The organism is Actinoplanes sp. NPDC049265 (assembly GCF_043197135.1).
Taxonomy (GTDB): Bacteria; Actinomycetota; Actinomycetes; order Mycobacteriales; family Micromonosporaceae; genus Actinoplanes.
The window spans coordinates 468,074-492,982 of sequence record NZ_JBICSP010000002.1 but is presented as its reverse complement, the minus strand read 5'-3'; the positions used below and the strand labels follow the sequence as shown (position 1 = coordinate 492,982).

The window sequence follows — 24,909 nt, the reverse complement described above, 5'->3', positions numbered from 1 at the left end:
ATCGCCGGGGGTCGCTTGACGGCGCGATCGGCGGCCCGGAAGGGTGGGAGACCCCCTCGACCGGGGCTACCCGGATGGGAGTGTGCGCGTTGTTCCTGCTGCTTTCCACCTCTGACACCGACCTGCTGAGCGCCCGCGCCAGCGGCGCCACCTACCGCCTGGCCAACCCGGCCCGCACCGACGCCGGCGAGTTGCCCGCGTTGCTCGACGGCGTCGAGCTGGTGGTCGTCCGCCTCCTCGGTGGCCGCCGCGCGTGGCCCGAGGGCGTCGACGCCCTGCTGGCCGGCCCGGTTCCGGTGGTCGTGCTGGGTGGCGAGCAGGCTCCCGACGCCGAGCTGATGAAGCTGTCCACGGTCCCGGCCGGCGTGGCGGCCGAGGCGCACGGCTACCTCGCGTACGGCGGGGCGGCCAACCTCGCCGCCCTGCACGACTTCCTCTCCGACACCATCCTGCTCACCGGCCACGGCTTCGCGCCCGCCGCCGAGGCGCCCGACTGGGGCGTGCTCGAACGCGAGGCCGCGCCCGCGACCGGCCCTAACGTCGCGATCCTCTACTACCGCGCTCACCACATGGCCGGCAACACCGGCTTCATCGACGCGTTGTGCCGGGCGGTCGAGGCGCGGGGTGCGACGCCGCTGCCGATCTTCACTGCGTCGCTCCGGCGGGTCAGTCCCGAGCTGCTCACCGAGCTGCGCCGGGCCGACGCCCTGGTGGTGACCGTGCTGGCCGCCGGCGGCACCCAACCCGCCACAGCCGGCGCGGGTGGCGACGACGAGGCGTGGGATGTCGGCGCCCTCGCCGAGCTCGACGTGCCCATCCTTCAGGCGCTCTGCCTGACCAGCAGCCGCGCGGTGTGGGAGGCGAGCGACGACGGGTTGTCCCCGCTCGACGCGGCCACCCAGGTGGCGATCCCCGAGTTCGACGGCCGGATCATCACGGTGCCGTTCTCGTTCAAAGAGATCGACCCGGACGGCCTGTCGGTCTACGTGCCCGATCCGGAACGCGCCGCCCGGGTGGCCGGCATCGCGGTCAAGCACGCCCGGCTGCGGCACATCCCGCCGGCCGAGCGCCGGGTCGTGCTGATGCTCTCGGCGTACCCGACCAAACACTCGCGGATCGGCAACGCGGTCGGCCTGGACACCCCGCAGTCGACGGTCCGGCTGCTGGCCGCGTTGCGTGACGCCGGCTACCGGATCGGCGAGTTCGACCGGTACGACGGCGACGGGCTGATCCACGCCCTGATCGCCGCCGGTGGGCAGGACCCGGACTGGCTCACCGAGGAACAGCTGGCCGGTAACCCGGTGCGGATCAATGGCGACGGGTACGCCCGATGGTTCGCCACGTTGCCGTCGGAGTTGCGGGCCGCCGTGGAGCGGCACTGGGGTCCGCCGCCGGGCGAGCTCTACGTCGACCAGGGCGACATCGTGCTGGCCGCGCTCCGGGACGAGAACGTCGTCGTGATGGTCCAGCCGCCCCGGGGCTTCGGCGCCAACCCGGTGGCCATCTACCACGACCCCGACCTGCCGCCGAGCCACCACTATCTGGCCGCCTACCGCTGGGTCGCCGACGAGTTCCGCGCCGACGCGATGGTGCACGTCGGCAAGCACGGCAACCTCGAGTGGCTGCCCGGCAAGAACGTCGGCATGTCGGCGGCAGACGGCACTGACGCCGCGCTCGGTGACCTGCCGCTGATCTACCCGTTCCTGGTCAACGACCCCGGCGAGGGCACCCAGGCCAAACGCCGGGCCCACGCCACCCTGATCGACCACCTGATCCCGCCGATGGCCCGGGCCGAGTCGTACGGCGACATCGCCCGCCTCGAGCAACTGCTCGACGAGCACGCCAATATCGCCGCGCTCGACCCGGCCAAACTGCCCGCCATCCGGGCTCAGATCTGGACGCTGATCCAGGCCGCCCGCCTCGACCACGACCTCGGCCTGGCCGACCGCCCCGGCGACGAGGAGTTCGACGAGTTCATCCTGCACGTCGACGGTTGGCTCTGCGAGGTCAAGGACGTGCAGATCCGCGACGGCCTGCACGTCCTGGGCGCGGCGCCGACCGGCGAGGCCCGGGTCAACCTGGTGCTCGCGATGCTGCGGGCCCGGCAGATGTGGGCCGGTCAGGTCGCCGCCCTGCCCGGCCTGCGTGAGGCGCTCGGCCTGGCCGAGGACGCGCCGACCCAGGAGGTCGACCGGGTCGAGGCCGAGGCCCGCGCCCTGGTCCAGGCCATGGAGGATGCGGGCTGGCCGGCGTCGGCCGCCGCCTTCACCGAGGACGCCCAGGTGCGCAAAGTCCTCGAGTTCGCCGCCGCCGAGGTGGTTCCGCGCCTCGATCGCACCACCGACGAGCTGACCCACACCCTGCACGCCCTGAACGGCGGGTACGTCCCGGCTGGCCCGAGCGGGTCACCGCTGCGTGGCCTGATCAACGTGCTGCCGACCGGCCGCAACTTCTACTCGGTCGACCCCAAGGCCATTCCCAGCGCCCTGGCCTGGGAGACCGGGCAGGCGATGGCCGATTCGCTGCTCGCCCGCTACCGCCAGGACCACGGCGACTGGCCGCGCTCGGTCGGCCTGTCGGCCTGGGGGACCAGCGCGATGCGTACGGCCGGCGACGACATCGCCGAGATCCTGGCCCTGCTCGGCGTCCGCCCGCGATGGGACGAGGCGTCTCGCCGGGTCACCGGCATCGAGCCAATCACCCTGACCGAGCTGGGCCGCCCACGGATCGACGTGACGGTACGCATCTCGGGCTTCTTCCGCGACGCGTTCCCGCACGTCGTGGCCCTGCTCGATGACGCCGTCGGGCTGGTCGCCGGGCTCGACGAGCCGCACGACCAGAACTTCGTCCGGGCGCACGCCGTCGCCGACCGGGAGCAGCACGGCGACTGGCGGCGGGCCACCACCCGCATCTTCGGGTCGCGGCCGGGGGCCTACGGCGCCGGGATCCTGCCGCTGATCGACAGCCGCAACTGGCGGGACGACGCCGACCTGGCCGAGGTGTACGCGGTGTGGGGCGGGTTCGCGTACGGACGCGACCTCGACGGGGTGCCGGCGCGACCGGACATGGAATCGGCGTACCGGCGCATCGAGGTGGCGGCCAAGAACATCGACACCCGCGAGCACGATATCGCCGACTCGGACGACTACTTCCAGTACCACGGCGGCATGATCGCCACGGTGCGGGCGCTGACCGGACGGGCGCCCGCGGCGTACATCGGCGACTCCACCAACCCTGACGCGACGCGGACCCGCAGCCTGACCGAGGAGACCGCTCGGATCTTCCGGGCCCGGGTGGTGAACCCGCGATGGATCGCCGCGATGCGCCGGCACGGCTACAAGGGTGCTTTCGAGCTGGCCGCGACGGTCGACTACCTCTTCGGGTACGACGCGACGGCCGGCGTGGTGGCCGACTGGATGTACGAGCAGCTCGCCGCCTCGTACGTGCTCGACCCGGAAAATCAGGAGTTCATGACCAGGTCCAACCCGTGGGCGTTGCACGGCATCGCCGAGCGGCTGCTCGAGGCGGCCGATCGCAAGCTGTGGGACTCGCCCGACCCGGCGACGCTGGACGCGCTGCGCGAGGTCTACCTGGCCACCGAGGGCGACCTGGAGGGAGACGACGACTGACGGGCTAGATCCGACAGTCCGGCCACGGTCCTGGCCGCCCGGGGCGGGGTTCCGGGCTAGCTTTCCTCTTCGGCGCGGCGGCGCAAGAGGTAGGTGTCCATGATCCAGCCGTGGTGTTCGCGGGCGTCCGCGCGTACCCGCTTGATCTCGTCGGCCACGTCCTCGACCGGCCCCGACCGCAGGATCTCGTCCGCCGTGCCGACGTAGGCGCCCCAGTAGATGTCGGCGTCCGTCACGGTGCCGAACGACTGACCCGCGTCGAGCATCACCACGACGTCGTCCACGCCGGCCGGCCACCCGTCGTTGGTCAGCCGGCGGCCGGTGGTGATCTGCACCGGGCGGCCGACCCGGTTGAGGGGTACGCGGTGTTTCGCGGCCAGCGCCGAGACGCTGCTGATGCCCGGGATCACCTCGTACTCGAACGTGATCGCGCCGCGGTCGAGGATCTCGTCGAGGATCGCGATCGTCGAGTCGTACAGCGTCGGGTCGCCCCACACCAGGAAGGCGCCGGTCTCGTCGTCGAGCAGATGCTCCGTGATCAGCGCCTCGGTCACGGCCGAGCGGCGGCTGCGCCAGTCCGCGACGGTGCCCACATAGTCGTCGGGCTTGCGGTCGCGGTCGGGGTCACGGCCCTCGGCGATGCGGCGGCTGGGCCGGGCGTACGCCTTCAGCATGCGCCGCCGCAGCTCGATCATGCTTTCCTTGGCCTCGCCCTTGTCCAGCAGGAAGAACACGTCGGTCCGGCCGATCGCCTTCGCCGCCTGCAGGGTCAAGTGGTCCGGGTCGCCCGCGCCGATCCCGATGACATAGATCTTCCGCACGAACCCCACTATGACGGACGCACCACCGGCCGCCCGGCCGGGGCGCCCCCTCACCGCGCCGACCCGGTCAGCGCAGTGCCGCGTCGGCGCGGCTCGCGGGCTCGGCGTCGGGCAACATCGTGGCCAGGCGCAGTTTCGACTCGTCCTCGGAGCCCGGCGCCGCGGTGAGGATCACGACCTTGAGCTCCGTCTCACCGTCGGTCAGGACGTCGCAGTCGACGGCGATCGGGCCCAACTCCGGATGGTGGATCACCTTGCCGTCGGAGCGGTGCGCGCCCACCGCCCCGGCGGCCCACAGGGCGGCGAACTGCTCGTTCCCCTCGATCAGGTCGCTGATCAGGGTGGTCAGGCGCTCCTCGCGCGGGAACCGGCCGGTGGCGCGCCGCAGGTCGGACACGATCGAGGCGGCCGTGATGTCGACGTTGTCGTAGACGACCGGCCAGCTCGACATCGCCGGCGCGTCCCACCGGTGGGACGCGGATGTTGTGGTTCGCGGTTCGGATCCGGCTGGTGGGTCGGTCGGCCGCTGGTGGGACGTGGGTGTTGTGGTTCGTGGGCCGGAACGGGCTGGTGGGTCGGCTGGTTGCTGGTGGGACGTGGGTGTTGTGGTTCGTGGGCCGGAACGGGCTGGTGGGTCGGCCGGTTGCTGGTGGGACGTGGGTGTTGCGCTTCCTGGGCCGGATCCGGCCGGTGGGCCGACCGGGAAAGTGTTGCGGGCGAAGTTGCGCGATTCCGGTGGCAGAGACGCCGGGTCACCGATCGCGCCGGCCCACTGGCGGTTCCACCAGACCATCTGCCAGTCGGCCGCGAAGACAGCGACGGCGGCGTCGGCCAGCCGCGACACCACCCGCCGCAACCCGGGCGGGATCTGGTCGGAGATCACGTCGGTCGGCGGCGGCAGCAGGTTGGCCAGGCGGTAGAGATGGTCCCGCTCCGCGGTGGTCAACTGCAACGCGCGGGCCAGGGCGGCGGCCACCTGCGGCGAGGGTGCGGTGGATCGGCCCTGTTCCAGCCGTACGAGATATTCGACCGACACCCCGGCCAGGTCGGCCAACTCCTCCCGCCGTAGCCCGACGGCCCGCCGCCGGTAGCCGGCTGAGAACCCCGCCGCGGCCGGCGGCAGCCGTTCGCGCCAGGCCCGGATCGCCGCGCCCAGCCCCTCACCTCGCGACGTCATGCGGTCGAGTCTCCCGTACGTTGATCCACCGAGAGTGGTACCCGATCTACCCCGCCCGCGACAAGTGCCCGGCCCCCTGGGCGGAAAGCCGGCCCGGCCGTGGTCAGGGGGTGGCGGCCGTTCGGGCAGACGCGCCGGCGAGTTGGGGGGCGCTGGAGTCAGGGGCGGTGGTGGGCTTGGCGTGGGGTCGAGGGTGCCGGAGTCTGCGGGCGGTGGCGGGGTGGTCGGGCAGACGCGAGGGCGAGTTGGGGGCGCCGGAGTCAGGGACGATGGCGGCGGCTCGCGTGAAGTCGAGGGCGGTCAGGGGGCGGTGGCGGCCGCTCGGGCGAACTCGAGGGCGAGCTGGAGAGCGCCGGTCAGCGGGGCGTCGGCGCCGAGGGCTCCGTGCTCGATACGCGGCGGCCCCGGGAAGGTCATCAGCTCGCGGACCGCCGGAAGTAGGGCCGGATGGGTGCCGACCGGGCCGCCCAGAAGGAACAACGCCGGGTCGACGACGGCCGCGACCGAGACGATGGCGCGGGAGGTCGCTTCGGCGAGCTGGCGGACAGCCGTTTCGGACGGCCGGTCGAGCAGGGCGAGAATCGAGTTCACGTCGATCGCCGGGGCGTCCTTGCGGTCGAAGCCGCCGGCCCGGAGGTCACCGGACAACGTCGGCGAGACGATGCCCGGCAGGTAGCCGATCTCACCGGCCAGCCCGTGGGCGCCGCGGATGAGCTGATGGCCCAGATAGAGGCCGACGCCGATGCCGGCCCCGAGATAGACGTACGCGAAGCTGGACTCGCCCGCGGCCCGGCCTAATCGGTGCTCGGCCAGAGCCGCCAGGTTGACGTCGTTGTCGACCAGGATGGGGGCATCTGTCAGGTCGGCCAGCATGTGTTCGGGGCTGAGCAGACCCTCGGGAAAGGGCGTACCCGGCAGCGGCACGACCGCCTGCGTTGAGGGGTCGACCGGGTTGGCCAACGATATGCCGATCGCCCGCAACGGCCCGCGCCCGGCCGCGAACCCCGCCCGCGAAGGGCCCGCGGAAACCCCGGCCGGGTGCGAGAAGGGGGAAGCACCCCGGGCCGAGTGGGGAGCGGCGCCCGAGGGGGAGGGCGAGGCGCTGCTGGCTGAGCGGGAGGCGCCGCTGGTGGAGGGGGAAGCGGCGCCCGAGGGGGAGGGCGAGGCGCCGCTGGTGGAGGAGGAACCAGCGCCCGAGAAGGAGGGTAGGGGGCCGTCGGCCGAAGGGGAACTGGCGCCGGCGGAGGGGGGAGTGGTGCCCGAGGAGGAAGGCGGCGGGCCGGCGGAGGGGGAAGCGGAGCCGGTGGAAGGGGGAGTGGTCGGGTCCGTGGCGGATGGAGTGGGGGCGGTGGCCAGGGCGGTGCCGCTGATGACCGACATGCGGCGGGTCAGGGAGCGGACGGAGGCGACCAGTTCGGGCACGTCGCCGGGGGAGGTGGGCGGGTTGGTCTCCTCGTGGAGAATGGTGCCGGCCAGGTCGGTTGCTCTGGCGCGTACGCCGGTCTGGGAGATCTCCAGGCCCAGCACCCACCCGGCCCGCGCTCCCAACGAATAGAACGTGCCGACCCGCCCGCGCCGGCCGGTCTCGTTCAGGCCGGACGCGTCCAGCAGTCCCTGCGCGACCATTCGCCGGACCGCCTCGGACACCGTCGGCCGCGAGTAGCCGGTCTCGGCGGCCAGTTCGGCCCGGGTCGTCCGGCCGCGCCGGATGGTCTCGTCGAGCAGCCGGCGGTCGGTGGCCGCGCGCAGCACAGCTTGCGGCAGTGCCCGGTCCGGATCCGTCACCGTCCCGCCTCCCTGCTCATCGCTACCGACAACCATGCACCGCGCGGGGCCGCCCGGAAAGCGGCCCGGGCCCCCGAGCCGGCCCGGCACAAGGACCGAGCCCCCGAGCTGGCCCGGCACAAGGACCGAGCCCCCGAGCTGGCCCGGCACAAGGACCGAGCCCCCGAGCTGGCCCGGCACAAGGACCGAGCCCCCGAGCCGGCCCGGCACTTGGACCGAGCCCTCGAGCCGGCCCAGCACAAGGACCGAACCCGAGCCCGCCCGGCACAATAGACCGAGGCGCCCAGTCCGCCCGGCACAAAGGCCGGCACAAAGACCGGCCAAGCCGACCCGCCCAGTCCGCCCGGCACAAAGACCGGCCAAGCCGAGCCGCCCAGTCCGCCCGGCGCGGAAGACCGGGCCAGCCGACCCGCCCAGTCCGCCCGACGCGGAAGACCGGGCCAGCCGAGCTGTCCAGCCCGCCCGGCAGAGCAGACCGGGGCCGGCCGACCCGTCCACCAACAGGCCGGGCGCAAAGCCGCGCAGCCATCAACACGGCGAGAGCGAGAAGGCCAGACAGAGAACGGGCCGCCCACGCGAGGTTCTCCACAGTAGATCAACATCCTGAGATCTGCCTGGGGACCACTCACGGGGCGACCCGCGACACAGTCACGATCGATGGTGTACCTGCCGGTCAGCTGTGGCTCACGCTCAGGCGGTAGAACTTCACCTTGGCGCCGTTGGTGGTGCTCTCCGATGAGGACTGGTTGTACGAGCCGGCCTTGAAGTACTGCTTGTACGGGTTGAACGAGGACGGGATCCCGTAGCTGGTCCGGTTGCCGTTGACGGTCAGGTTGATCGTGTTGCCGGTGACGTTGATGACGTAGGTCCAGTGCTGGCCGAGGGCGACGTTGCCCACGTGGTGCAGGGTCTGGCCGCCGGCGGGGGAGTTCTCGGTGCCCAGGAAGATGTCGCCGTTCGGGCGGTAGTAGAGCTCCAGCAGCGGCTTGGTCGACGACCCGCCCGAGCCCAGGTGCACCTGGCCCACGCACACGTTCTTGGTCACCGACGGGATCCGCAGCTCGGCGCTGAGTGTGTGGTTGCCGGCCAGCGGCCAGTCGGCGGCGCTGCCGTTGGCGTTCATCTCGCGCAGCTCGGACCGGGCGTAGTTGGAGTTCGGCGTGGTCACGCCCTTTTCCGGGGCCCAGAAGGTCATCGATCCGTCGTTGGCGTCGGTCCAGAAGTACGCCGGGTTGGTGTAACCGGTGCGGCCGCGCAGGCGGGACGGCGGGATGGTCTCGGGGCTGCCGGGCGACCCGATGGGCAGCTGGAGTGACCAGATCGACAGGTCGAAGTTGCCGCCGGGTGGCAGGGACGGGTCGAGGGCGGCGGCCGAGGCGGACGTGATGCCGGCGACGCTGAGGGTGCCGGCGGCGGCGACAGTGGTGGCCGCGGCGAGGAGGGTCCTGCGCTTCATGGGGATGGTCCTTCCGGGAGGAAGCAAGCAAGCAGGGGAAGGATTGGAAGGTTATTTAACAGTTCGACGGATGTCAATCAGTGAGGACGGGTACGGATGGCCCGAGCTCGCGCCCCAGCGTGTCGGCGCGCATGATCGACGAACTGCCGTACTTGTCTCGGACCGCGTCCAGCGCGGAATCCAGCTGATCGACGTCGGGAGCCGAGGAGAACGGCAACTCCAGCTGCTGATAGCCATCGGTGTCCAGATTGCTGACGGCCAGCCCGATCAGCGTGAGGCCGCGCGACGCGATCAACGAGGAATTCTCGGTCAGCAGAGTGCGCGCAGTGGCGAGGATCGACGCGGTCCGCATCGACGCCTCGAGCATGCTGCGCGACCGGGTCGCCCGCGTGTAGTCGTTGAACCGGAACCGGACGGTGACCGTGCGCCCGGCCCGCTTGGCCGCCCGCATCCGTCGGGTCACCCGGTCGGCCAGGGCAGCCAGCACGGCGTCGATCTCATCGAAGGTCCGGGAGGAAGAGCGGCCCAGCGCACACTGTGAGCCGATCGACCCGCGGCGCACTCCCGTGCGTACCCGTCGAGGATCGTGATTGTGAGCCAGCGCGTGCAGGTGCCGGCCGGCGTGCGGCCCGAGGATCGCGACCAGCGCCGCCTCGCCGACGCGGGCCACGTGACCGACGGTGCGGATCTGCCGTTCGCGCAGCTTGCCCGAGGTGACCGGGCCGACGCCCCACAGGCGCTCGACCGGCAGCGGGTGCAGGAAGGCCAGTTCCTGGCCGGGCGGCACGACCAGCAGCCCGTCCGGTTTGCCGACGCCGCTGGCCACCTTGGCCAGGAACTTGGTGCGGGCCACGCCCACGGTGATCGGCAGCCCGACCCGCTCGCGGACGTCGGTGCGTAATCGCGCGGCGATCGACGCCGGCGTACCCCGGATCTTCAGCAGCCCGCCGACCTCGAGGAACGCCTCGTCGATGGAGATGCCCTCGACGATCGGCGTGGTGTCTCGGAACACCTGGAACACCGCTTTCGACGCGGCCGAATACGCCGACATGCGCGGCGGCACGACGACCGCGCGCGGGCACAGGTGGCGGGCCTGGGTCAGGCCCATCGGTGTGCGTACGCCGAAAGCCTTGGCCTCGTAGCTCGCGGCCAGCACCACGCCCATGCCGACCAGCACCGGACGCCCGCGCAGGGCGGGGTCGTCGCGTTGCTCGACCGACGCGTAGAAGGAGTCCAGGTCGGCGTGCAGAATGGTCGCCTGATCATGCACGCGGATAGATTAGAACATCTGTTCGATAGATGGGAGCCCCTGTTGACAACCCGCCCACCCCTCGCCGAGCAGTTCGACCTGCAGCCGCACCCCGAGGGCGGTTGGTTCCGTGAGACCTTCCGTTCGGCAACGACGATCAACCTCGATGGGTACGCGGGACCGCGCGCCGCCGCCACAGCCATCTACTTCGTGCTCCACCCGGGCGAGCGCTCGGCCTGGCACGTGGTCCGCTCCGACGAACTGTGGTTCTGGCACTCGGGCGGCCCGCTCGAGCTGAGCTTCGGCGGCCGTGGCGACTCGCCCGTGCTGGAGAACACAGTGGTGCTGGGCGTCACCAACCCGCAGGTGCTGATCCCGGCGGCCACCTGGCAGGCGGCTGTTCCCGCAGCTCAGGAGCCGGTTCTGGTCAGCTGTGTGGTGTCTCCGGGCTTCGATTTCGCCGACTTCCGGCTGGAATAGCGCCGCGGCCGCAGCCGTTGATGCGCGTGGTCTCGAGAAATGGAAAGAAGGGGACTGCGATGCTGCGGCTTTCCGCACGCGTCTTCGACACCACCCGGGCGGCCGGTTGCCGCCTGGACGCGCACCGCGAGGACGACACGCTCCACCTCGGCATTCATCTGCCCGGCGCGGACCCGGCCGACGTCGCGGTGGACGTGAAGGATGACACCGTCACGATCAGCGCCGCGCGCCGCAAGAGCGACGAGCGGGCGATCGAGGAACAGATAGTGCTGCCCGACGGGCTGGACACCGACCGGCTCGACGCCCGGTTCGCCGAGGGCGTGCTGACCCTCCAGATCCCGATCAGGAAGCAGGAGCGGGCGGCCGGAACTCCAGCCAGTTGACGTTGACGAAGTCGTCGGGGACCGCGTTGCCGAAGGTCACGTAGACCGTATGGCGCCCGGTCACCGGCGATAGGTCGGTGGTCTGTGTCACCCAGTTCTGCCACCCGCCGGTGCGCGCCGTGTTGAGCGTCGCGACCGGCGGGTTCTTCTTGTCGTCGACCCGGATCTCGATCCGCCCGTCCTTGTCGCTGTCCGAAGCGATCCGGACGTTGACCGACGCCAGCGGTGACGCCCCGAAGTCGACGTCGTCGAACCGCAGGTAGTCGCCGTTGTTGATCCACCCGGCGTTCTTGCCGCCGCCGGAGTCGGAGGTGTCCTGCATCTCCGCCCCCGACACCTCGGCCGCGTCCTCCACCTGCAAGGTGACCTTGACGGCGGGCGGGGCCTCGGACGGCGAAGGGGACGGTGACGGTGACGGGGGACGCGAGGTAGCCGGCGCCGAGACAGCGGGCGGTGCCGCCGAGGAACGGCCGAGCAGCCAGCCGACGACGAGCAGCACGACCACCCCGGCCGCGATGAGCAGCCGGTTACGCAGGGCGCGCGAGCGGGACTTGTAGACCGTGGCGGACACGGCTCAGGAGGGTACCTCGGCCACGATCGACTCGACCGGCGGCGCGGCGAAATGGCATGCCGCGCGCTGTGCCGGCGCCTTCTCCTCCAGCGGCGGGTCGACCTCGGCGCAGATGTCCTCGGCCTTCCAGCAGCGGGTCCGGAACCGGCAGCCGGACGGCGGATCGACCGGGCTGGGCACGTCGCCGACCAGCCGGATCCGGTTCTTCGGCGGCACGCCGCGGACCACGGCGATGTCCGGCACCGCGGACAGCAGCGCCTGGGTGTACGGGTGCTCCGGCTTCTCGTACAGCGGGTCCCGTGGCCCCTCCTCGACCACCCGGCCGAGGTACATCACCGCGACCCGGTCGCAGAAGTGCCGGACCACGCCCAGGTCGTGCGCGATGAACACGAACGCGATGCCGAGTTCCTTGCGCAGGTTCTCCAGCAGGTTCATGACCTGGGCCTGGATCGAGACGTCGAGCGCGGACACCGGCTCGTCGGCCACGATGATCTTGGGCTGGGTGGCCAGCGCCCGGGCGATGCCGATGCGCTGCCGCTGACCGCCGGAGAACTCGTGCGGGTATCGGTTGTAGTGCTCGGGGTTCAGACCGACCATCTCGAGCAGCTCCTGCACCCGCGGGAGCTCGCCTTTCTTGTCGACCATCCCATGGGTACGCAGGGCGGTGCCGACGATCGTGCCCACCGTGTGCCGCGGGTTCAGCGACGAGTACGGGTCCTGGAAGATCAGCTGAATCTCCCGCCGGTACGGGCGCAGCCGCCGCTCGTTCAGGTGTGCGATGTCGTGGCCCTGGTACATGATCTTGCCCCGGGTCGGCTCCAGCAGCCGGGTGATCAGCTTGGCCGTGGTCGACTTGCCGCAGCCGGATTCGCCGACCAGGCCGAGCGTCTCGCCGGCGTGCACCGTCAGGTTCACGCCGTCCACCGCCTGCACCGACTTGGTGCCGCGGGCCAGCAGCCCGTCCCCCGACGTCTTGAAGTGCATGGCCAGGTCCTGCAGCTGCAGCAGGGGGGCGCCCTCGACGCAGCGGATGGGGTCCTCGGCACGGTTGGTCGCTGTGGTCGTCATGGTTGCGGGTCCTTACGGCAGCCGGGGCAGGATCTCGGACTGGAAGACATGGTCCGGCTCCTTGAGATGGCAACGCGAGGCGCGGCCCTGGTCGCCGGTCCGTGGGATCAGCTCGGGCCGCAGCGTGGTGCACAGATCGCCGGGCACCCGGCCGCGGAACTCGCAGCGCGGGTGGAAGGCGCAGCCCGACGGCACGGCCAGCAGGCTGGGCGGGGTGCCGGGGATCGGGTGCAGCGGCTGGGGTTCGCCGGCCAGCGCCGGGATGCTTTCCAGCAGGCCCCACGTGTACGGGTGCAGCGGCGTACCGAGGATCTTGTCGACCGGGCCGTGCTCGATGGCGTTGCCCGCGTACATGACCAGGATGTCGTCGGCGATCTCGGCCACCACACCGAGGTCGTGGGTGATGAAGACGACCGCAGAGCCGAAGTCGCGCTGCAGGTCGGAGATCAGGTCGAGGATCTGCGCCTGCACGGTCACGTCCAGGGCCGTGGTCGGCTCGTCGGCGATGAGCAGCTTGGGGTCGTTGACCAGGGCCATCGCGATCATCGCGCGCTGCCGCATGCCGCCGGAGAACTCGTGCGGATAGTTGTCGACCCGGCGCCGCGGGTTGGGGATGCCGACCCGGTCGAGCATCTCGATCGCCCGCGCCTTGGCCTTGCTCCGGGAGACGTTGTTGTGCGTCCGGTACCCCTCCATGATCTGGTCGCCGATCGTGAAGTACGGGTGCAGCGACGACTGCGGATCCTGGAAGATCATCGCGGAGTCCTTGCCGCGGTACGACTCCAGTTCCTTCTCGCTCAGCCCGACGATCTGCCGGCCGCCCACCTTGATCGAGCCGGAGATCCGCGCGGTCCGGGCGTCGTGCAGGCCCATCACGGCCATGCTGGAGACGCTCTTGCCGGAGCCGGACTCGCCGACGATCGCCAGGGTGCGGCCCAGCGGCAGCGAGTAGCTCAGGCCCTGTACGGCCTTGACCATGCCGTCCGCGGTCGGGAACTGCACCTGCAGGTCGGTGACCTCGAGGTACGCCTCCTCGTCGACCCCGCGGGTGCGGGCCGTGCGGGTCACGGTCTGTGGGGAGCGGATGCTCTGGTCGCTCATGCTGCCGCCTTATTTCCGCGTACGTGAGGGTGGATCATCCGAGCCGGACCCGCGGGTCCAGGAACGTGTAGGCGATGTCCACCACCAGGTTCATCACAACCAGCACGACGGAGCCCACGAGCACGCCGCCGAGCAGCACCGGGAGGTCGGACTGGCCGAAGGCCCGGAGGGTCAGGTTGCCGAGGCCGGGCAGGTCGAAGATCCGCTCGGTGAAGATCGCGCCGGTCAGCTGGGCGGCCAGGTCGACGCCGAAGATCGTCGCGACCGGGGTGACGGCCGCGCGCAGGCCGTGGCGGTAGACGACGCGGGATCGCGAGATGCCCTTGGACCGCGCCGTGCGGACGAAGTCCTGCCCGAGCGCCTCGATCATCGAGGCCCGCGAATAGCGGGTGTACGCCGCGGCGTTCGTCACGCCCAGCGTGAGCCAGGCCGCGAGCAGACCGCTGGCCCAGGCCAGGGGATTGTCGGTCAGGTTGGTGTAGCTGCTGTCGGGCAGCGGCGGGATCAGGTAGAGCGCGACGATCAGAGCGAACACGAAGTACGGGAACGAGTTCAGCACCAATGTCGCGCCGACCACCGTCTTGTCCAGGAGGGTGCCGCGCACCTGGGCCGCCGTGGTGCCGGCGAGGATGCCGAGGCCCAGATAGACGACGGCGCCGCCGAGCACGATCGACAGGGTCACCGGCACCGCCTGACCGAGCAGCTTGGTGACCGGCTGGCCGAGCGTGTAGGAGTAGCCGAGGCAGGGCGCCGGGCATTCCTGCACGGTGCCGCCGGTCTCGAACTCGCGATCGGCGACCAGGCCCTTGAGGTAGAGGCCGATCTGGGTCAGCGGCGGTTCGTCCAGGTGCAGGCTGTGCCGGATGTTGTCGAGCCGTTCGGGTGTGCACCGCGGCCCGCAGATGGTGCCGGCGGGGTCGGTGGGGGCCAGGAAGAACAGCGCGAAGCTGGCCACCAGCGTCACGATCACCACGGAGACGGCGCTCACCAGGCGTCGAAGGATGTAGAGCAGCACAGCTCGCTCCTGCGTATCGGATTTATCAGGTGGAACGGTCCGGGGAGACCTGAATCCACGGTGGCCCGGCCGCCCGTGAGGGCGACCGGACCACCGCGGTCATGCGAGCAGCGTCAGCTCTTCAGGAACATGCTGGTCAGCACGGGCAGCGAGGTCGTCGGGTCAACCGTCGACTTGCCGATGTTGGTGCCCTCGAGGAGTGCCGTCTTGTCGTAGAACAGCGGCAGGGCGACGTACTTCTCCATGGCTTCCTTGTCCAACTCGGCCCACTTCGCGGTGGCCTGCTCGGTCGGCAGTTCGGCGACCGCGTCGATCTTCTTGTCGAACTCCTTGTCGTTCAGCGCGCCCCAGGTGGTGCCGTCGGCGACGCTGTTGGACTTGAAGAGCACCGGGATCCACGAGGTGCCGGTCGGCCAGTCGGAGCACCAGCCACGGGGCCCCTGAGCCGTGTTCACCGGGGCGCTGTAGTCGCCGATCTTGCCGCGCAGGTCGGCCGTGGCCACGCCGATCGCCTTGACCTTGAAGCCGGCCTTGGTCAGCGCGTCCGAGCGGACCTGGCTGACCTGCTGCGGGATCGGTTTGGTGTTGTCGTAGTACCAGCTGATCTCGAAGCCGACCTTGCCGGCCGCCTCCAGCATCTTCTTGGCGGCCGCGGGGTCGCCGGCGCCGGTGCCGGTGAGGTCGGGGATCGGCGGGTACTTGGTGTAGCCCGGGATCGACGGCGGCATGGCGGTGCTGGCGCGCTCGGCGACGTAGTCGTTCCGGCCGTCCGCCTTGAAGCTGGCGTCGTACGGGAACGCCTTGGCGATCGCCTTACGCACCTCCAGCGGGATCTTGCGGGTGTCAATCTGGAACACGAAGGTGCAGGAGCTCTGGCCCTGGAGGAGCTGCGACTCCTTGCCCTTGAGCTGCGGGATCAGCGACGCGTCGAGCGGGTCGTAGTTGATCGCGCTGGCGTCCGCGCCATTGCTGTTGAGCACCGCGGTCTGGCTCTTCACCAGGTCGACACCCCAGTTGAAGGTGAAGGTGTCCGGGTACTGGTGGCGGACCGCGTCGGTCTCCTTCTTCCAGTTCGGGTTCCGCTTCAGCACCAGCTTGGTGCCGGCCTGGAAGGAGTCGAACATGTACGGGCCGGTGGCGAGCGGGTGGTTCTTGTAGTCCTGTTTGGTGTCCTTCGCCTTCGGGATCGGCGTGAACAGCGGGAACGTCATGTAGAAGGGCAGGTCGGCGAACGGCTTGGCGAGGTGGATGATCAGGCCGTCGGTGCCCTGGGTCTCCACCCCCGCGTAGGTGTCACCGCTGACGTACGGGCCCTTGTACTTGTCGCCGTCCTTGAAGTACTGCAGCTGGTAGGCCGGGCCGTTCGGGTAGACGTCGTGGGCGAACGAGCGCTTGATCGCGTACGCCAGGTCTTCGACCTTGACGTCCGTGCCGTCCTCGTACTTGATCCCCGGCTGGAGCTTGAAGGTCCAGGTCAGCTTGTCGGCCGAGACCGTGCCGACGTCGGTCAGGTCGGGCACCAGGGTCGGCTTGCCATCCCGGATGTCGAGCTGGGTCGGCGTACGCAGGAACAGCTTGCTGATGCCGTTGGCGTCCAGGTAGTAGTTGTCCGTCGGGTCAAACGTCGCCGGCGTCGTCTGTGCCTGGACCTCGAGGTTACCGCCGTCTCTCGCCCCCTGGATCTCGGGCGCCGGGCCTTTGGCGTTCGGGTCGATGGCCTGCGACTGGGCCGTGATCTTGCCCGCGTCGGCGTTGTCGCCGCCGCTGTCACGGTTCGACGACGGGCTCGAACAGCCCGCCAGGGCCAGTGCGACGGCCGCCGAAGCTGCCACCGCCACGTGGAATCGCCTACCCATTTCTCCTCTTCTCATTACTGGGCGTGACAGGACGTCACCGTCGGGTGCGGGGGTCGAAGGCGTCTCGTACCGCATCGCCGAGCAGGCTCAGGGACAGCACGAGGATGGTGATCGCGGCGACCGGAACCCACAGGTAGAGCGGGTCTTCGCGGTAATACGACTGCGCCTGGGAGATGGTGACGCCCCAGGACGGCGTCGGCTCGGTCAGCCCGACGCCGAGGTAGGTCAGACCAGCCTCGACCACGATGTACGTCGGGAGCGCCAGCGAGACGGAGATGACGATGGGCGCCACCAGGTTGGGCAGCAGTTCCTTGAACAGCACCTTGCGGGTGGGCACGCCGAGGACCTTGGCCGCCTGCACAAACTCGCGCTCGCGCAGGGACAGCACCTCGCCGCGGATCAGCCGGGCCAGGGGCGCCCAGCCAAAGAAGGAGAGCACGAAGATCAGGGAGTAGAACCGAACCGTGGCCACCTGGTCGCTGCCCGCGTTCTCGGCCGAGCCGACGAACACCGACAGCAGCACGGCCGGGACGGCGATCGCGAAGAGCAGGTAAGGCAGGCTCAGGACGAAGTCGATGATCCAGGAGAGGATCCGGTCGATCCAGCCGCCGGTGAACCCGGTGATCAGGCCGACGGTCACGCCGATGATGGTCGAGATGATGGTGACCGAGCTGGCGACGATCAGCGACGGCCGGGCGCCGTAGACGAACCGGGCGAACAGGTCGCGGCCGAGCCGGGGCTCGACACCCAACCAGTGGTCGCCGTTGGCGACGAAGGTCGGGAAGCCGTACTGGTCGGTCAGGTCCTGGTGGAGCGTCGCGATGTCCTGTCCCTCGAGCTTCGCCAGCAGTGGCGCGAAGATCGCCAGCAGCACGAAGAACACGAAGACGCACGCGCCGGTGACCGCGACCCGATCCTTGCGGAGCCGGGCGAAGGCGATCGCGGTGGGGGACTTCCCCGCGGTCGGCACCTTCTTCTGCGGCGTGGCCGGGGCCGGAGGGGTCTCACCGATCAGCGGTTCCACGCGTTGTCACCTCCCATGGGGCACGACACCTTCACGTGCCTTGGTGCGTGAGACGTATTCGGGTGCTGCGGGTGCGAACGTAGTCCAGCATTCGGCCATAGGAAATGAGTTGACGCATCGAATGAATAACGCATGACGGTATGACGCGGGTCACAACACTTTCCGTTCCCTTCTCAGAGTGGGACTGATTGTGCAAAGCCGACGTTTTGCTGAAGCGATTCGCCCCATACGTACCAGAAGACACTACATAAGGCAATCAGCCTTGCACGCTAAGTGATGGCCGTCCAGTCGGTTCCGTCGTTACGTCGGAGTTTCCGATCTTCACCTTTCGAGCTCCCGCACTGCATCGACGGAGGTGACGGCTCCGCGGCCGACGACGGAGAATCTTTCGCGTACGCCCCGCGTTCAGGGCAGGCTTCCGGCCGGCAGCCGTTCCGGCCGGGTGCTTGCCCGTGATCTCGCGCGTACTCATGGTTACTCATCGATGCGGACGCCATTCTGTACGCCGTTTCCGATTCGTATCGACCAGAGTGGATGATCTTGGTTGGAATGGTGCGGCGCGGCCCGCCCCGATGTCGTTCCGCATTGACCGTTTGACATCTATCGAAGCGCCACCCATGATCGTGAGAGCGCTCTCACGGCCGAGGCGATGGTCGCCCCGCCGTGACCGAGCGTGACGGTCAGGGCGCACCCCCAACCTCGTCCGCCCCCCGACGCGACCCTGGCCGGACGCCATCCCCAGCCCGGCGTGATCGCCGGGCGGCGTCGAACAGGGGGACGACTGTGGAGTGGCCGATGCCTCTCAAGCGCAAACTTCTCGGACTCGCCGTGGCCGCGGTGGCTGTCCCCGCCGCCGTGGCCGTCGTACCCAGCGCGTTCGCCGCCGGGCCCGACCTGCTGCCGCTCACGATCACCAACGACTCGGGGCGCGGCGAGGCCGTCCACCTGTACGTCCTCGGCGAGTCCGGCGGCCGGCTGGGCTACGTCACCGCGGCCGGGGCGTTCACCCCGTGGACCGGCGGCGCCAACCCGCCGGTGCCCGCGCCGGACGTCTCGATCGACGGACCCGCCCCCGGCGCCAGCCGGACCATCCAGGTGCCCAAGGGACTGTCCGGCCGGATGTACATGTCGTTCGGCGACAAGCTCGACTTCAAGCTCACCCCCGACGGTCTGGTCCAGCCGGCGCCGTGGGCCGGCGGCGACGCCAACGCGAACTTCCTGTTCGACTGGAGCGAGTTCACCTACAACGACGCCGGCGTGTTCCTGAACAGCTCGCAGGTCGACATGTTCGCCGTGCCGCACTCGGTCAGCGTGACCGGGACCGACGGCCGGACCCTGACCACCGGCCGGCTGAAGGACGGCGGCCGCAAGGCGGTGATCGACGCGATGTCGGCCGACCCGGACTTCGGCAAACTGGTGCGCACCCGGTCGGACGGGACAGTGCTGCGGGTGCTGTCCCCCGGCAAAGGCGCCGACACCGGTGGCTTCCCGGCCGATTACCTGGACGGCTACATCGACCGGGCCTGGAACACCTACGCGACCCAGGACCTGACGGTCCGGCCGTTCCTGGACCAGCCGGACAAGGTCTTCACCGGGCGTACGTCGGGCGAGATCCTGAATTTCCGCGACGGCTCGGGCGCGCAGGTGGCGTCCTTCACCAAGCCCAGCACGTCCAACGTGTGGGGCTGCGACGGCAACCTCGGCGCCCCGAACGACCTGGTCGTCGGGCCGATCGCGCGCAGCCTGTGCGCGGCGTTGCAGCGCGGGACGCTCGGCACCCAGGCGGTCGAGCCCGCCACCGACCCGGCCACCTTCTACCGGAGTGAACCGGCCAACCTCTACAACAAGGTGATCCACGAGCAGATGGTGGACGGCAAGGCGTACGCGTTCGCCTTCGACGACGTCGCCAACCAGGAGTCGCTGGTGCACAGCGGCGACCCGTCGTCGATCGCGATCCGGCTGACCGCCTTCTAGCGACCAGCCACCACCCGACCGGCGACGCGGTGGCCGGCCGGCCGGTCGGCACCTACTCCGACGCCGCCCGGCCGGGACCGGCCACCGACGACGTGGTCGGCGCCAGCCCCGATGCGTATTTGTGCTCAGAGCGCTCTGAGCACAAATACGCATCACTCCGCCTGAGCTAGATCTTGGGCAGGACGAAGTTCACCACGTCCTTCGCCGTGGCCAGGTTCTGCTCCTCGCTGTCGCCGCGCGAGTAGACGTCCACCTGCACCGTCCCGTAGAGGACGTACAGGTGGCCGGCCAGCGTGTACGCCCGCTCACCGAGCCCGTCCACCTCGGTCGCGCCGTCGATCCGCACCTCGTAGTCGGACGGCGTGGTGCGGGCCAGGAAGAGCGCGAGCTGGCCGCTGGGCTGCTGCCACTGGCAGAAACGCGCGGCGGTGCCCGGCTCGGCGCCGTCGGAGTCCCGCTGTGTGATGCCCCGGCCGGTCAGCTTCGTGACCTCGGCGTCGCTGATCAGCGTGCACGGGTCGGGGATGTCGCCGGAGTCCCGGACCGAACCGACCTTCGACCGGGCCGACGGCGCCGGCTCGGAGCCGGCCGAGTCGCCGGTGGTCGCGGCCGGGGTCGGTTCCGGCGCGGCCTGGGCCTGGTCGAGGAGGCTGCAACCGGTGAGGGAGAGGAAAGCGGCGAGAGCGGTCGCGGCCACGAGCGGGCGGTTCATGGATCTCCCTGGGTCGATCATCGCCCGCGGTGGGCGACGTGCGACAAGCGTGCAGGCCGGGCCGGCTGCCACAACAGACCGCGACCGGGTGATGACACGTTCACGGGAGATCTTCAGCCGTCAGGCTGACGGGGCCAGAGCCTCCAGAAGCTCGGCCGCCCGCGCGACGGCGGCGTCCGGGTCGGCGTCCGAGCCGCCGATCAGCGGATCCCAGTTCAGGTCGTAGAAGAGTTCGGTGACGCCGGCCTCGGCGTACAGCTCGGCACCGGCCCGGATCTGCTCGACACTGCCGGACAGCGGCCGGGCGTCGTCCCGCTCACCCGACCGGACGGCGCCGCGCGCCACGATGCGCACCTGATCCGGGTCGCGACCGGCCTCCTCGGCCGCGCGGCGCACGACCTGCGTGCCGCGCCGCACGTCGTCCAGGGTGGCGGCGCTGCGGCTGACCCAGCCGTCGGCGATCCGGCCGGCCCGGCGCAGGGCACTGTCGGCCGCGCCGCCGAGCAGGATCGGCGGGCCACCCGGCGTGACCGGCAGCGGCCGCATCCGGCTCGGCGGGACGGTGTAGAGCTCGCCGTCGAAGGTCGCCACCCCGGCGGTGAACAGCTTGCGGAGAACGGCCACATACTCTTCGGTACGCCGTCCGCGCGGTGCCGCCTCCGACCCGGTGGCGGCGAACTCCACCTCGGACCAGCCGGTGCCCAGCGTCAGTTCGGCCCGGCCCCGCGAGAGCACGTCGAGGGTGCTGGCCTGCTTGGCCAGATAGACCGGCGACAGGTACGGCAGATTGATCACCGCCACGGCCAGCCGGATGCGGGACGTGAGGGCGGCCGCATAGCCGAGCGTCACCATCGGGTCGAGGACGCTCCGATAGACGACATCGGGCCGGTCACCGTCGGCGACGAGCAGCCGCTGGAACGTCCACAGTCCGTGGTACCCGAGCTCCTCGGCGCGCGCCGCGACCTGGCCCACGATCGCCGGCTCGGCCCAGGTCCCCGCCACCGGCAACCCGAAACTGATCAACATCCCCCGATCGTAGTTCCATCGCCACCCCGCCCCGCCCTACCACCGGCGCTGTCCTCGCCGTCCCGCCCCGCCCTACCGCCCTCGCCGTCCCGTCCCGCCGTACCACCGGCGCTGTCCTCGCCGTCCCGTCCCGCCTACCGCCGGCGCTGTCCTCGCCGTCCCGTCCCGCCTACCGCCGGCGCTGTCCTCGGCGCGATGCCGCGCGGGGCTACCACTGGGTGGGGTCAGGGGGTGAAGGCGCGGTGCATGTTGGTTACGCCGCCGGCCAGGGTGGTGAGCAGGCGGGCCTCGGCCGAGCCGGGCGGGGACAGGACGAGCAGGCGGTCGACCCGGGCGCCGAGCGCGGCCAGCGACGAGCGGAAGCTGCTGCGGTCGGCGGGGCTGCGCAGCGCCTGGTCGGCGTAGTGGCGGACGAACGCGTCGTAGTCGACCAGGCAGGCGCAGGCGGCGGCCATCCGGTCGGTGGTGGCGCGGCGCTCGGTCAGCCCGTGCAGCATGCGCTCCACCGCGGATGACAGCCAGTCGCACTCCAGGCGCAGCTCGGGGTCGGCCGAGGCGCGCAGGATCAGCGGGATCGCCTTGCGCAGGCACCGGTCGGCGCGCTGCAGATGCGCGGGCACCGTGCGGCGCGGGTCGCGGGCCTGCGGCGACTCGGTGGTCAGCCCGGTGAAGTCGAGCGGGCCGACCGCCTCGGGGCCCTCGGCCAGGATCTCCTCCTCGCCGACCTCGGCCGCCCGGGCCAGGGACTTCTGCGCGGCCCGGTGCATGGCGGTGGCCTGCAGGAACGCCGACCGGCAGCCGCGCGGGTCGATCTTGTCGGCGGCGAGGCCGAAGCGGGCCGCGGCGAACGGCCGGTCGGCGGCCAGGGCGCGGTCGGCGGCGGTCAGCTCCTCGGCGGTCACCCACGCGATCGCGCGTTGCAGGACCGGGTCGGTCAGCGCGGTGCGGCCGTTGCCGGTGCAGCGATCCTGGGCGTACGCCCACCGCTCGAGCAGGATCTGGTCGTCGATCCGGTCGAGCTGCCGCGCCTGCAGGCACCGGTCGAGCAGCTGCGCCGCCTCCAGCCGCCAGCCCTTGCGCAGCCGGGCCCGGGCCACTTCGACGGCGTCGTCCACGGGTGCCCGGCGCTGTTCCGGGATGCGTCTCTGCGGGATCGTCGGGGTGGGGGAGTCCACGAGCACGCCGACCAACGTAACACCGGATGTCACCACGACGATACTCATGGTGATCTTTAAGTCTGACGATACGGGCCCGCCCGGCGGTCGGCCGGCGGGCGGTGACGGTCCGCCTGGCCTGCGCGTCGACGGCGAGCACGGGCTGGGCCCGTACCCCTCAAAAAGGGGTAGCCCAGAGCGGAGGCACCCTGGGCTACCACCGGGACCTAGGCGGCGAGCTGGCGTCCCACCTCGGCGGCCTTGTCGCCCAGGGCCATCCGCAGCACCTTGACCGTCTCCTCGGTGGACTGGTCCTCGGCCAGCGTCGCGAAGACCTCACCGGCGATCGCCGGATTGGCCGCGACCAGCTGCTGCAGCATCGTGAGCATGTCACCGAACAGCACGTCGTGGGTGGACCGGTTCTTCCGGCCGACCTCCTGCTGCCAGGGCGCGACCCGCAGGGCGCGGCGCCACGGATTGTCAGCGGCGTTCGGCGACATCCGGGCCAGCCACCACGAGTCCATCCGGGCGTTGAAGTCGGCCTGAGTGATCGTTGCCATGTCGTCGTCCTCGGCTTCCAGTAGGCCCCAGGGCCGCGTGCTGCTCTCCTGGGCGGTCGTGTAACGGGAGGAGAAATGGGCGTGATGGTCGTGCGGGTTCGAGCCGGTGTACTCGCGGGCCGTCCAGCCCCACGAGCGCGACCAGATGCGCCGGTTGTAGATCACGTTCTGCAGCCGGTCGTCGGTGCCGTTCCGGTGCCGGGTCACGATGATCTCGACGGCCTTCTCCATGGTCCAACCCGACTTGTGCAGGTCGATGTCCACGTCGATGGCGTGCACCTCGTTGGTGTTGTCGGCGTCCTCGTACGGCGTGGTCCCGGTCTCGTCCGGGTTGTGGTCGCTCGAACTCGAGGCGTGCGCCGAGTCGCCGATCGAACCGTCACTGGACTTGTCACGCGACGGCGCCAGCGTGTTGAACTCGTTACGAAGGCTCACCAAGCACGGGACCAGGATCCAGCTCGCCATCGGTCGGCACCTCCTCCCAGGGGTCGGGCACGGGTGCTCCGGCGTAGTCCTCAGGGGCGCCGGGGTCGTGCGGCTCCGCGTACTGTTCGCCCTCGGCAACGTCCTCGACGGACAACGGCTGCTGCCGCTGCTCCGCTGGGACCACCGGCCGAGGGGCGGACGGGTCGGTCACAACACTCGCTCCTTGATCGTGGCGCGGAACCAGATGATTCCCCGCTTGCGACGCAAGAAGGTACCCAACGAGTGCGACAAGCATGTCGGTTCACCCGCGAATCACCGAAGTCTGCACAATGGCGACGGTCACGCGCTGTCGCGGATCACCAAGGTGGGTTGGAAGGTCACGGAGCGTGGAAGTCGGCCGGGTGCCGCGATCTGGGCCAGCAGCATCTCCGCCATCTCCGCCGCCATCTCCTCGACGGGCTGGCGGACCGTGGTCAGCAGCGGCCGGCACTCGAGCGCGGCGCTGCTGTCGTCGAAGCCGACCACCGCGACATCGTCCGGCACGCGGTGACCGAGATCCTGTACGGCGCGTAACGCCCCCTCGGACATGAGATCGCTCGCGACGAACAGCCCGTCCACGTCCGGATGGTCGGCCAGCAGCCGCCGGGCGCACTCCTCGCCGCCCGCCCGGGTGAAGTCACCCTCGATCGACGGCACATCTTCCTTCAGGTACGCCCGGAAGCCCTCCAGCCGATCCAGCCCGGACGGGATGTCCAGCGGCCCGGAGATGGTGGCGAGCCGCCGGCAGCCCCGGGCCAGCAGATGCTCGGCGGCGAGGCGGGCGCCGAGCCGCTGGTCGACGTCGACGTAGGAGGCGGCGATCGGCTGCGCCGGCCGGGCCGACACCACCGCCGGAATGCCCATCTCGACCACCTGCCGGGGCAGCGGGTCGTGCTCGTGGCTGCTGATCAGCAGCACCCCGTCGACGTGGCCCTGCCGCAGGTAGCGGATCACGTGGTGGTGGTCGCCGGCGTCGGTCGGGATCACCACCAGGTGTACGTCGTGCGGGCGCAGCGCCCCGGTCGCGCCGGCCGTGATCCGGCCGAAGTACGGGTCGGTGAACACCCGGTTGAGGAACGAGGTGTCGCCCGGGCGTTCGGGCTCGGAGATCACCAGCGCCACCGAGTTGGTCCGCCGGGTGACAAGCGTGCGGGCGGCCAGGTTGGGGACGTACCCGGTGTCGGCGATGGCGCGTTCGACGATCTCGCGGATCTTCGCGTCCACGGTCGGCGCGCCGTTGATCACACGGGAGACCGTCGCACGGGACACCCCGGCCGCCTCCGCGACCTGATCCATGGTGGGGTTCGGCCCACCTCGCGACGGCCGAGGGGTCATGGAGTCTGTTATAGCGCTTCCCGGTTTCACCTGGTGGCGCCGGGACGGGGATGGGGACCCCGTCCCGG

General features: G+C 70.6%; 20 protein-coding genes. 4 read left to right on the top strand and 16 right to left on the bottom strand.

Annotated features, from left to right (window positions below; genetic code table 11):
• Nucleotides 1-74: 74 nt before the first annotated feature.
• Entirely contained in the window at nt 75-3,629 is a 3,555-nt protein-coding gene (gene cobN / locus ACGFIO_RS07960; RefSeq protein WP_392823540.1) for a cobaltochelatase subunit CobN, read from the top strand.
• A gap of 56 nt (nt 3,630-3,685) precedes the next feature.
• On the opposite strand, the gene cobF is transcribed toward cobN, so the two are convergent.
• From cobF to dinB, 5 genes are all read right to left on the bottom strand, one after another.
• The gene (gene cobF, locus ACGFIO_RS07955; RefSeq protein ID WP_392823538.1) at nt 3,686-4,450 is read right to left on the bottom strand and encodes a precorrin-6A synthase (deacetylating); all 765 of its coding nucleotides are present in this window, start codon (nt 4,448-4,450) and stop codon (nt 3,686-3,688) included.
• Nucleotides 4,451-4,517: 67 nt separating this feature from the next.
• Nucleotides 4,518-5,627 (bottom strand): helix-turn-helix domain-containing protein, encoded by a 1,110-nt coding sequence (locus ACGFIO_RS07950; RefSeq protein ID WP_392823536.1) that lies wholly within the window; start codon nt 5,625-5,627, stop codon nt 4,518-4,520.
• 300 nt (nt 5,628-5,927) lie between these two features.
• On the bottom strand, nt 5,928-7,412 hold the full coding sequence (locus ACGFIO_RS07945) for an ROK family protein (protein ID WP_392823534.1): 1,485 nt from the start codon (nt 7,410-7,412) through the stop codon (nt 5,928-5,930).
• A 673-nt stretch (nt 7,413-8,085) separates the two neighbouring features.
• Nucleotides 8,086-8,868 (bottom strand): polysaccharide lyase family 7 protein, encoded by a 783-nt coding sequence (locus tag ACGFIO_RS07940; RefSeq protein WP_392823531.1) that lies wholly within the window; start codon nt 8,866-8,868, stop codon nt 8,086-8,088.
• Between the two features lie 73 nt (nt 8,869-8,941).
• Entirely contained in the window at nt 8,942-10,138 is a 1,197-nt protein-coding gene (gene dinB / locus ACGFIO_RS07935) for a DNA polymerase IV (RefSeq protein WP_392823529.1), read from the bottom strand.
• A 42-nt stretch (nt 10,139-10,180) separates the two neighbouring features.
• Between dinB and ACGFIO_RS07930 the strand changes: the two genes are divergently transcribed.
• Both ACGFIO_RS07930 and ACGFIO_RS07925 read left to right on the top strand, forming a co-directional pair.
• Nucleotides 10,181-10,597 (top strand): cupin domain-containing protein, encoded by a 417-nt coding sequence (locus ACGFIO_RS07930; protein ID WP_392823527.1) that lies wholly within the window; start codon nt 10,181-10,183, stop codon nt 10,595-10,597.
• A 59-nt stretch (nt 10,598-10,656) separates the two neighbouring features.
• Nucleotides 10,657-10,980, top strand: coding sequence for an Hsp20/alpha crystallin family protein (locus tag ACGFIO_RS07925; RefSeq protein WP_392823524.1), 324 nt, complete (start codon nt 10,657-10,659; stop codon nt 10,978-10,980).
• On the opposite strand, the gene ACGFIO_RS07920 is transcribed toward ACGFIO_RS07925, so the two are convergent.
• The 6 genes from ACGFIO_RS07920 to ACGFIO_RS07895 form a co-directional block, all read right to left on the bottom strand.
• Entirely contained in the window at nt 10,940-11,551 is a 612-nt protein-coding gene (locus ACGFIO_RS07920; protein WP_392823522.1) for a carbohydrate-binding protein, read from the bottom strand. The genes ACGFIO_RS07925 and ACGFIO_RS07920 overlap by 41 nt on opposite strands.
• A gap of 3 nt (nt 11,552-11,554) precedes the next feature.
• Complete coding sequence (locus ACGFIO_RS07915) at nt 11,555-12,619, bottom strand: ABC transporter ATP-binding protein (protein ID WP_392823520.1); 1,065 nt, start codon at nt 12,617-12,619, stop codon at nt 11,555-11,557.
• A 12-nt stretch (nt 12,620-12,631) separates the two neighbouring features.
• Nucleotides 12,632-13,720: an ABC transporter ATP-binding protein gene (locus ACGFIO_RS07910; protein WP_392823518.1), complete on the bottom strand. Its 1,089-nt coding sequence runs from the start codon at nt 13,718-13,720 to the stop codon at nt 12,632-12,634.
• A 34-nt stretch (nt 13,721-13,754) separates the two neighbouring features.
• Nucleotides 13,755-14,735 carry an ABC transporter permease gene (locus ACGFIO_RS07905; RefSeq protein ID WP_392823516.1) on the bottom strand — a complete coding sequence of 327 codons (981 nt, stop codon included), beginning with the start codon at nt 14,733-14,735 and terminating at the stop codon, nt 13,755-13,757.
• A gap of 113 nt (nt 14,736-14,848) precedes the next feature.
• Nucleotides 14,849-16,591 (bottom strand): ABC transporter substrate-binding protein, encoded by a 1,743-nt coding sequence (locus tag ACGFIO_RS07900; protein ID WP_392823514.1) that lies wholly within the window; start codon nt 16,589-16,591, stop codon nt 14,849-14,851.
• Nucleotides 16,592-16,625: 34 nt separating this feature from the next.
• Complete coding sequence (locus tag ACGFIO_RS07895) at nt 16,626-17,615, bottom strand: ABC transporter permease (protein WP_392823511.1); 990 nt, start codon at nt 17,613-17,615, stop codon at nt 16,626-16,628.
• 795 nt (nt 17,616-18,410) lie between these two features.
• Here ACGFIO_RS07895 and ACGFIO_RS07890 point away from each other — a divergent pair.
• Nucleotides 18,411-19,589, top strand: coding sequence for a beta-1,3-glucanase family protein (locus tag ACGFIO_RS07890; RefSeq protein WP_392823509.1), 1,179 nt, complete (start codon nt 18,411-18,413; stop codon nt 19,587-19,589).
• 166 nt (nt 19,590-19,755) lie between these two features.
• On the opposite strand, the gene ACGFIO_RS07885 is transcribed toward ACGFIO_RS07890, so the two are convergent.
• From ACGFIO_RS07885 to ACGFIO_RS07865, 5 genes are all read right to left on the bottom strand, one after another.
• Nucleotides 19,756-20,301: a DUF3558 family protein gene (locus ACGFIO_RS07885; protein WP_392823507.1), complete on the bottom strand. Its 546-nt coding sequence runs from the start codon at nt 20,299-20,301 to the stop codon at nt 19,756-19,758.
• A gap of 120 nt (nt 20,302-20,421) precedes the next feature.
• Nucleotides 20,422-21,327 (bottom strand): TIGR03619 family F420-dependent LLM class oxidoreductase, encoded by a 906-nt coding sequence (locus tag ACGFIO_RS07880; protein WP_392823505.1) that lies wholly within the window; start codon nt 21,325-21,327, stop codon nt 20,422-20,424.
• A gap of 224 nt (nt 21,328-21,551) precedes the next feature.
• Nucleotides 21,552-22,550, bottom strand: coding sequence for a hypothetical protein (locus tag ACGFIO_RS07875; RefSeq protein WP_392823503.1), 999 nt, complete (start codon nt 22,548-22,550; stop codon nt 21,552-21,554).
• 158 nt (nt 22,551-22,708) lie between these two features.
• Nucleotides 22,709-23,506, bottom strand: a complete 798-nt coding sequence (locus tag ACGFIO_RS07870; protein ID WP_392823501.1) for a hypothetical protein — start codon at nt 23,504-23,506, stop codon at nt 22,709-22,711.
• A 300-nt stretch (nt 23,507-23,806) separates the two neighbouring features.
• On the bottom strand, nt 23,807-24,802 hold the full coding sequence (locus tag ACGFIO_RS07865) for a LacI family DNA-binding transcriptional regulator (RefSeq protein ID WP_392823499.1): 996 nt from the start codon (nt 24,800-24,802) through the stop codon (nt 23,807-23,809).
• Between the last annotated feature and the right edge of the window lie 107 nt (nt 24,803-24,909).

Coding starts and splice junctions, on each gene's coding strand:
- cobN (WP_392823540.1), top strand. CDS start 75: ATGGGAGTGTGCGCGTTGTTCCTGCTGCTTTCCACCTCTGACACCGAC.
- ACGFIO_RS07940 (WP_392823531.1), bottom strand. CDS start 8,868: ATGAAGCGCAGGACCCTCCTCGCCGCGGCCACCACTGTCGCCGCCGCC.
- ACGFIO_RS07900 (WP_392823514.1), bottom strand. CDS start 16,591: ATGGGTAGGCGATTCCACGTGGCGGTGGCAGCTTCGGCGGCCGTCGCA.
- ACGFIO_RS07875 (WP_392823503.1), bottom strand. CDS start 22,550: ATGAGTATCGTCGTGGTGACATCCGGTGTTACGTTGGTCGGCGTGCTC.
- ACGFIO_RS07915 (WP_392823520.1), bottom strand. CDS start 12,619: ATGACGACCACAGCGACCAACCGTGCCGAGGACCCCATCCGCTGCGTC.
- ACGFIO_RS07870 (WP_392823501.1), bottom strand. CDS start 23,506: ATGGCGAGCTGGATCCTGGTCCCGTGCTTGGTGAGCCTTCGTAACGAG.
- ACGFIO_RS07865 (WP_392823499.1), bottom strand. CDS start 24,802: ATGGATCAGGTCGCGGAGGCGGCCGGGGTGTCCCGTGCGACGGTCTCC.
- ACGFIO_RS07910 (WP_392823518.1), bottom strand. CDS start 13,720: ATGAGCGACCAGAGCATCCGCTCCCCACAGACCGTGACCCGCACGGCC.
- ACGFIO_RS07890 (WP_392823509.1), top strand. CDS start 18,411: ATGCCTCTCAAGCGCAAACTTCTCGGACTCGCCGTGGCCGCGGTGGCT.
- ACGFIO_RS07880 (WP_392823505.1), bottom strand. CDS start 21,327: ATGTTGATCAGTTTCGGGTTGCCGGTGGCGGGGACCTGGGCCGAGCCG.
- ACGFIO_RS07950 (WP_392823536.1), bottom strand. CDS start 5,627: ATGACGTCGCGAGGTGAGGGGCTGGGCGCGGCGATCCGGGCCTGGCGC.
- ACGFIO_RS07885 (WP_392823507.1), bottom strand. CDS start 20,301: ATGAACCGCCCGCTCGTGGCCGCGACCGCTCTCGCCGCTTTCCTCTCC.
- ACGFIO_RS07925 (WP_392823524.1), top strand. CDS start 10,657: ATGCTGCGGCTTTCCGCACGCGTCTTCGACACCACCCGGGCGGCCGGT.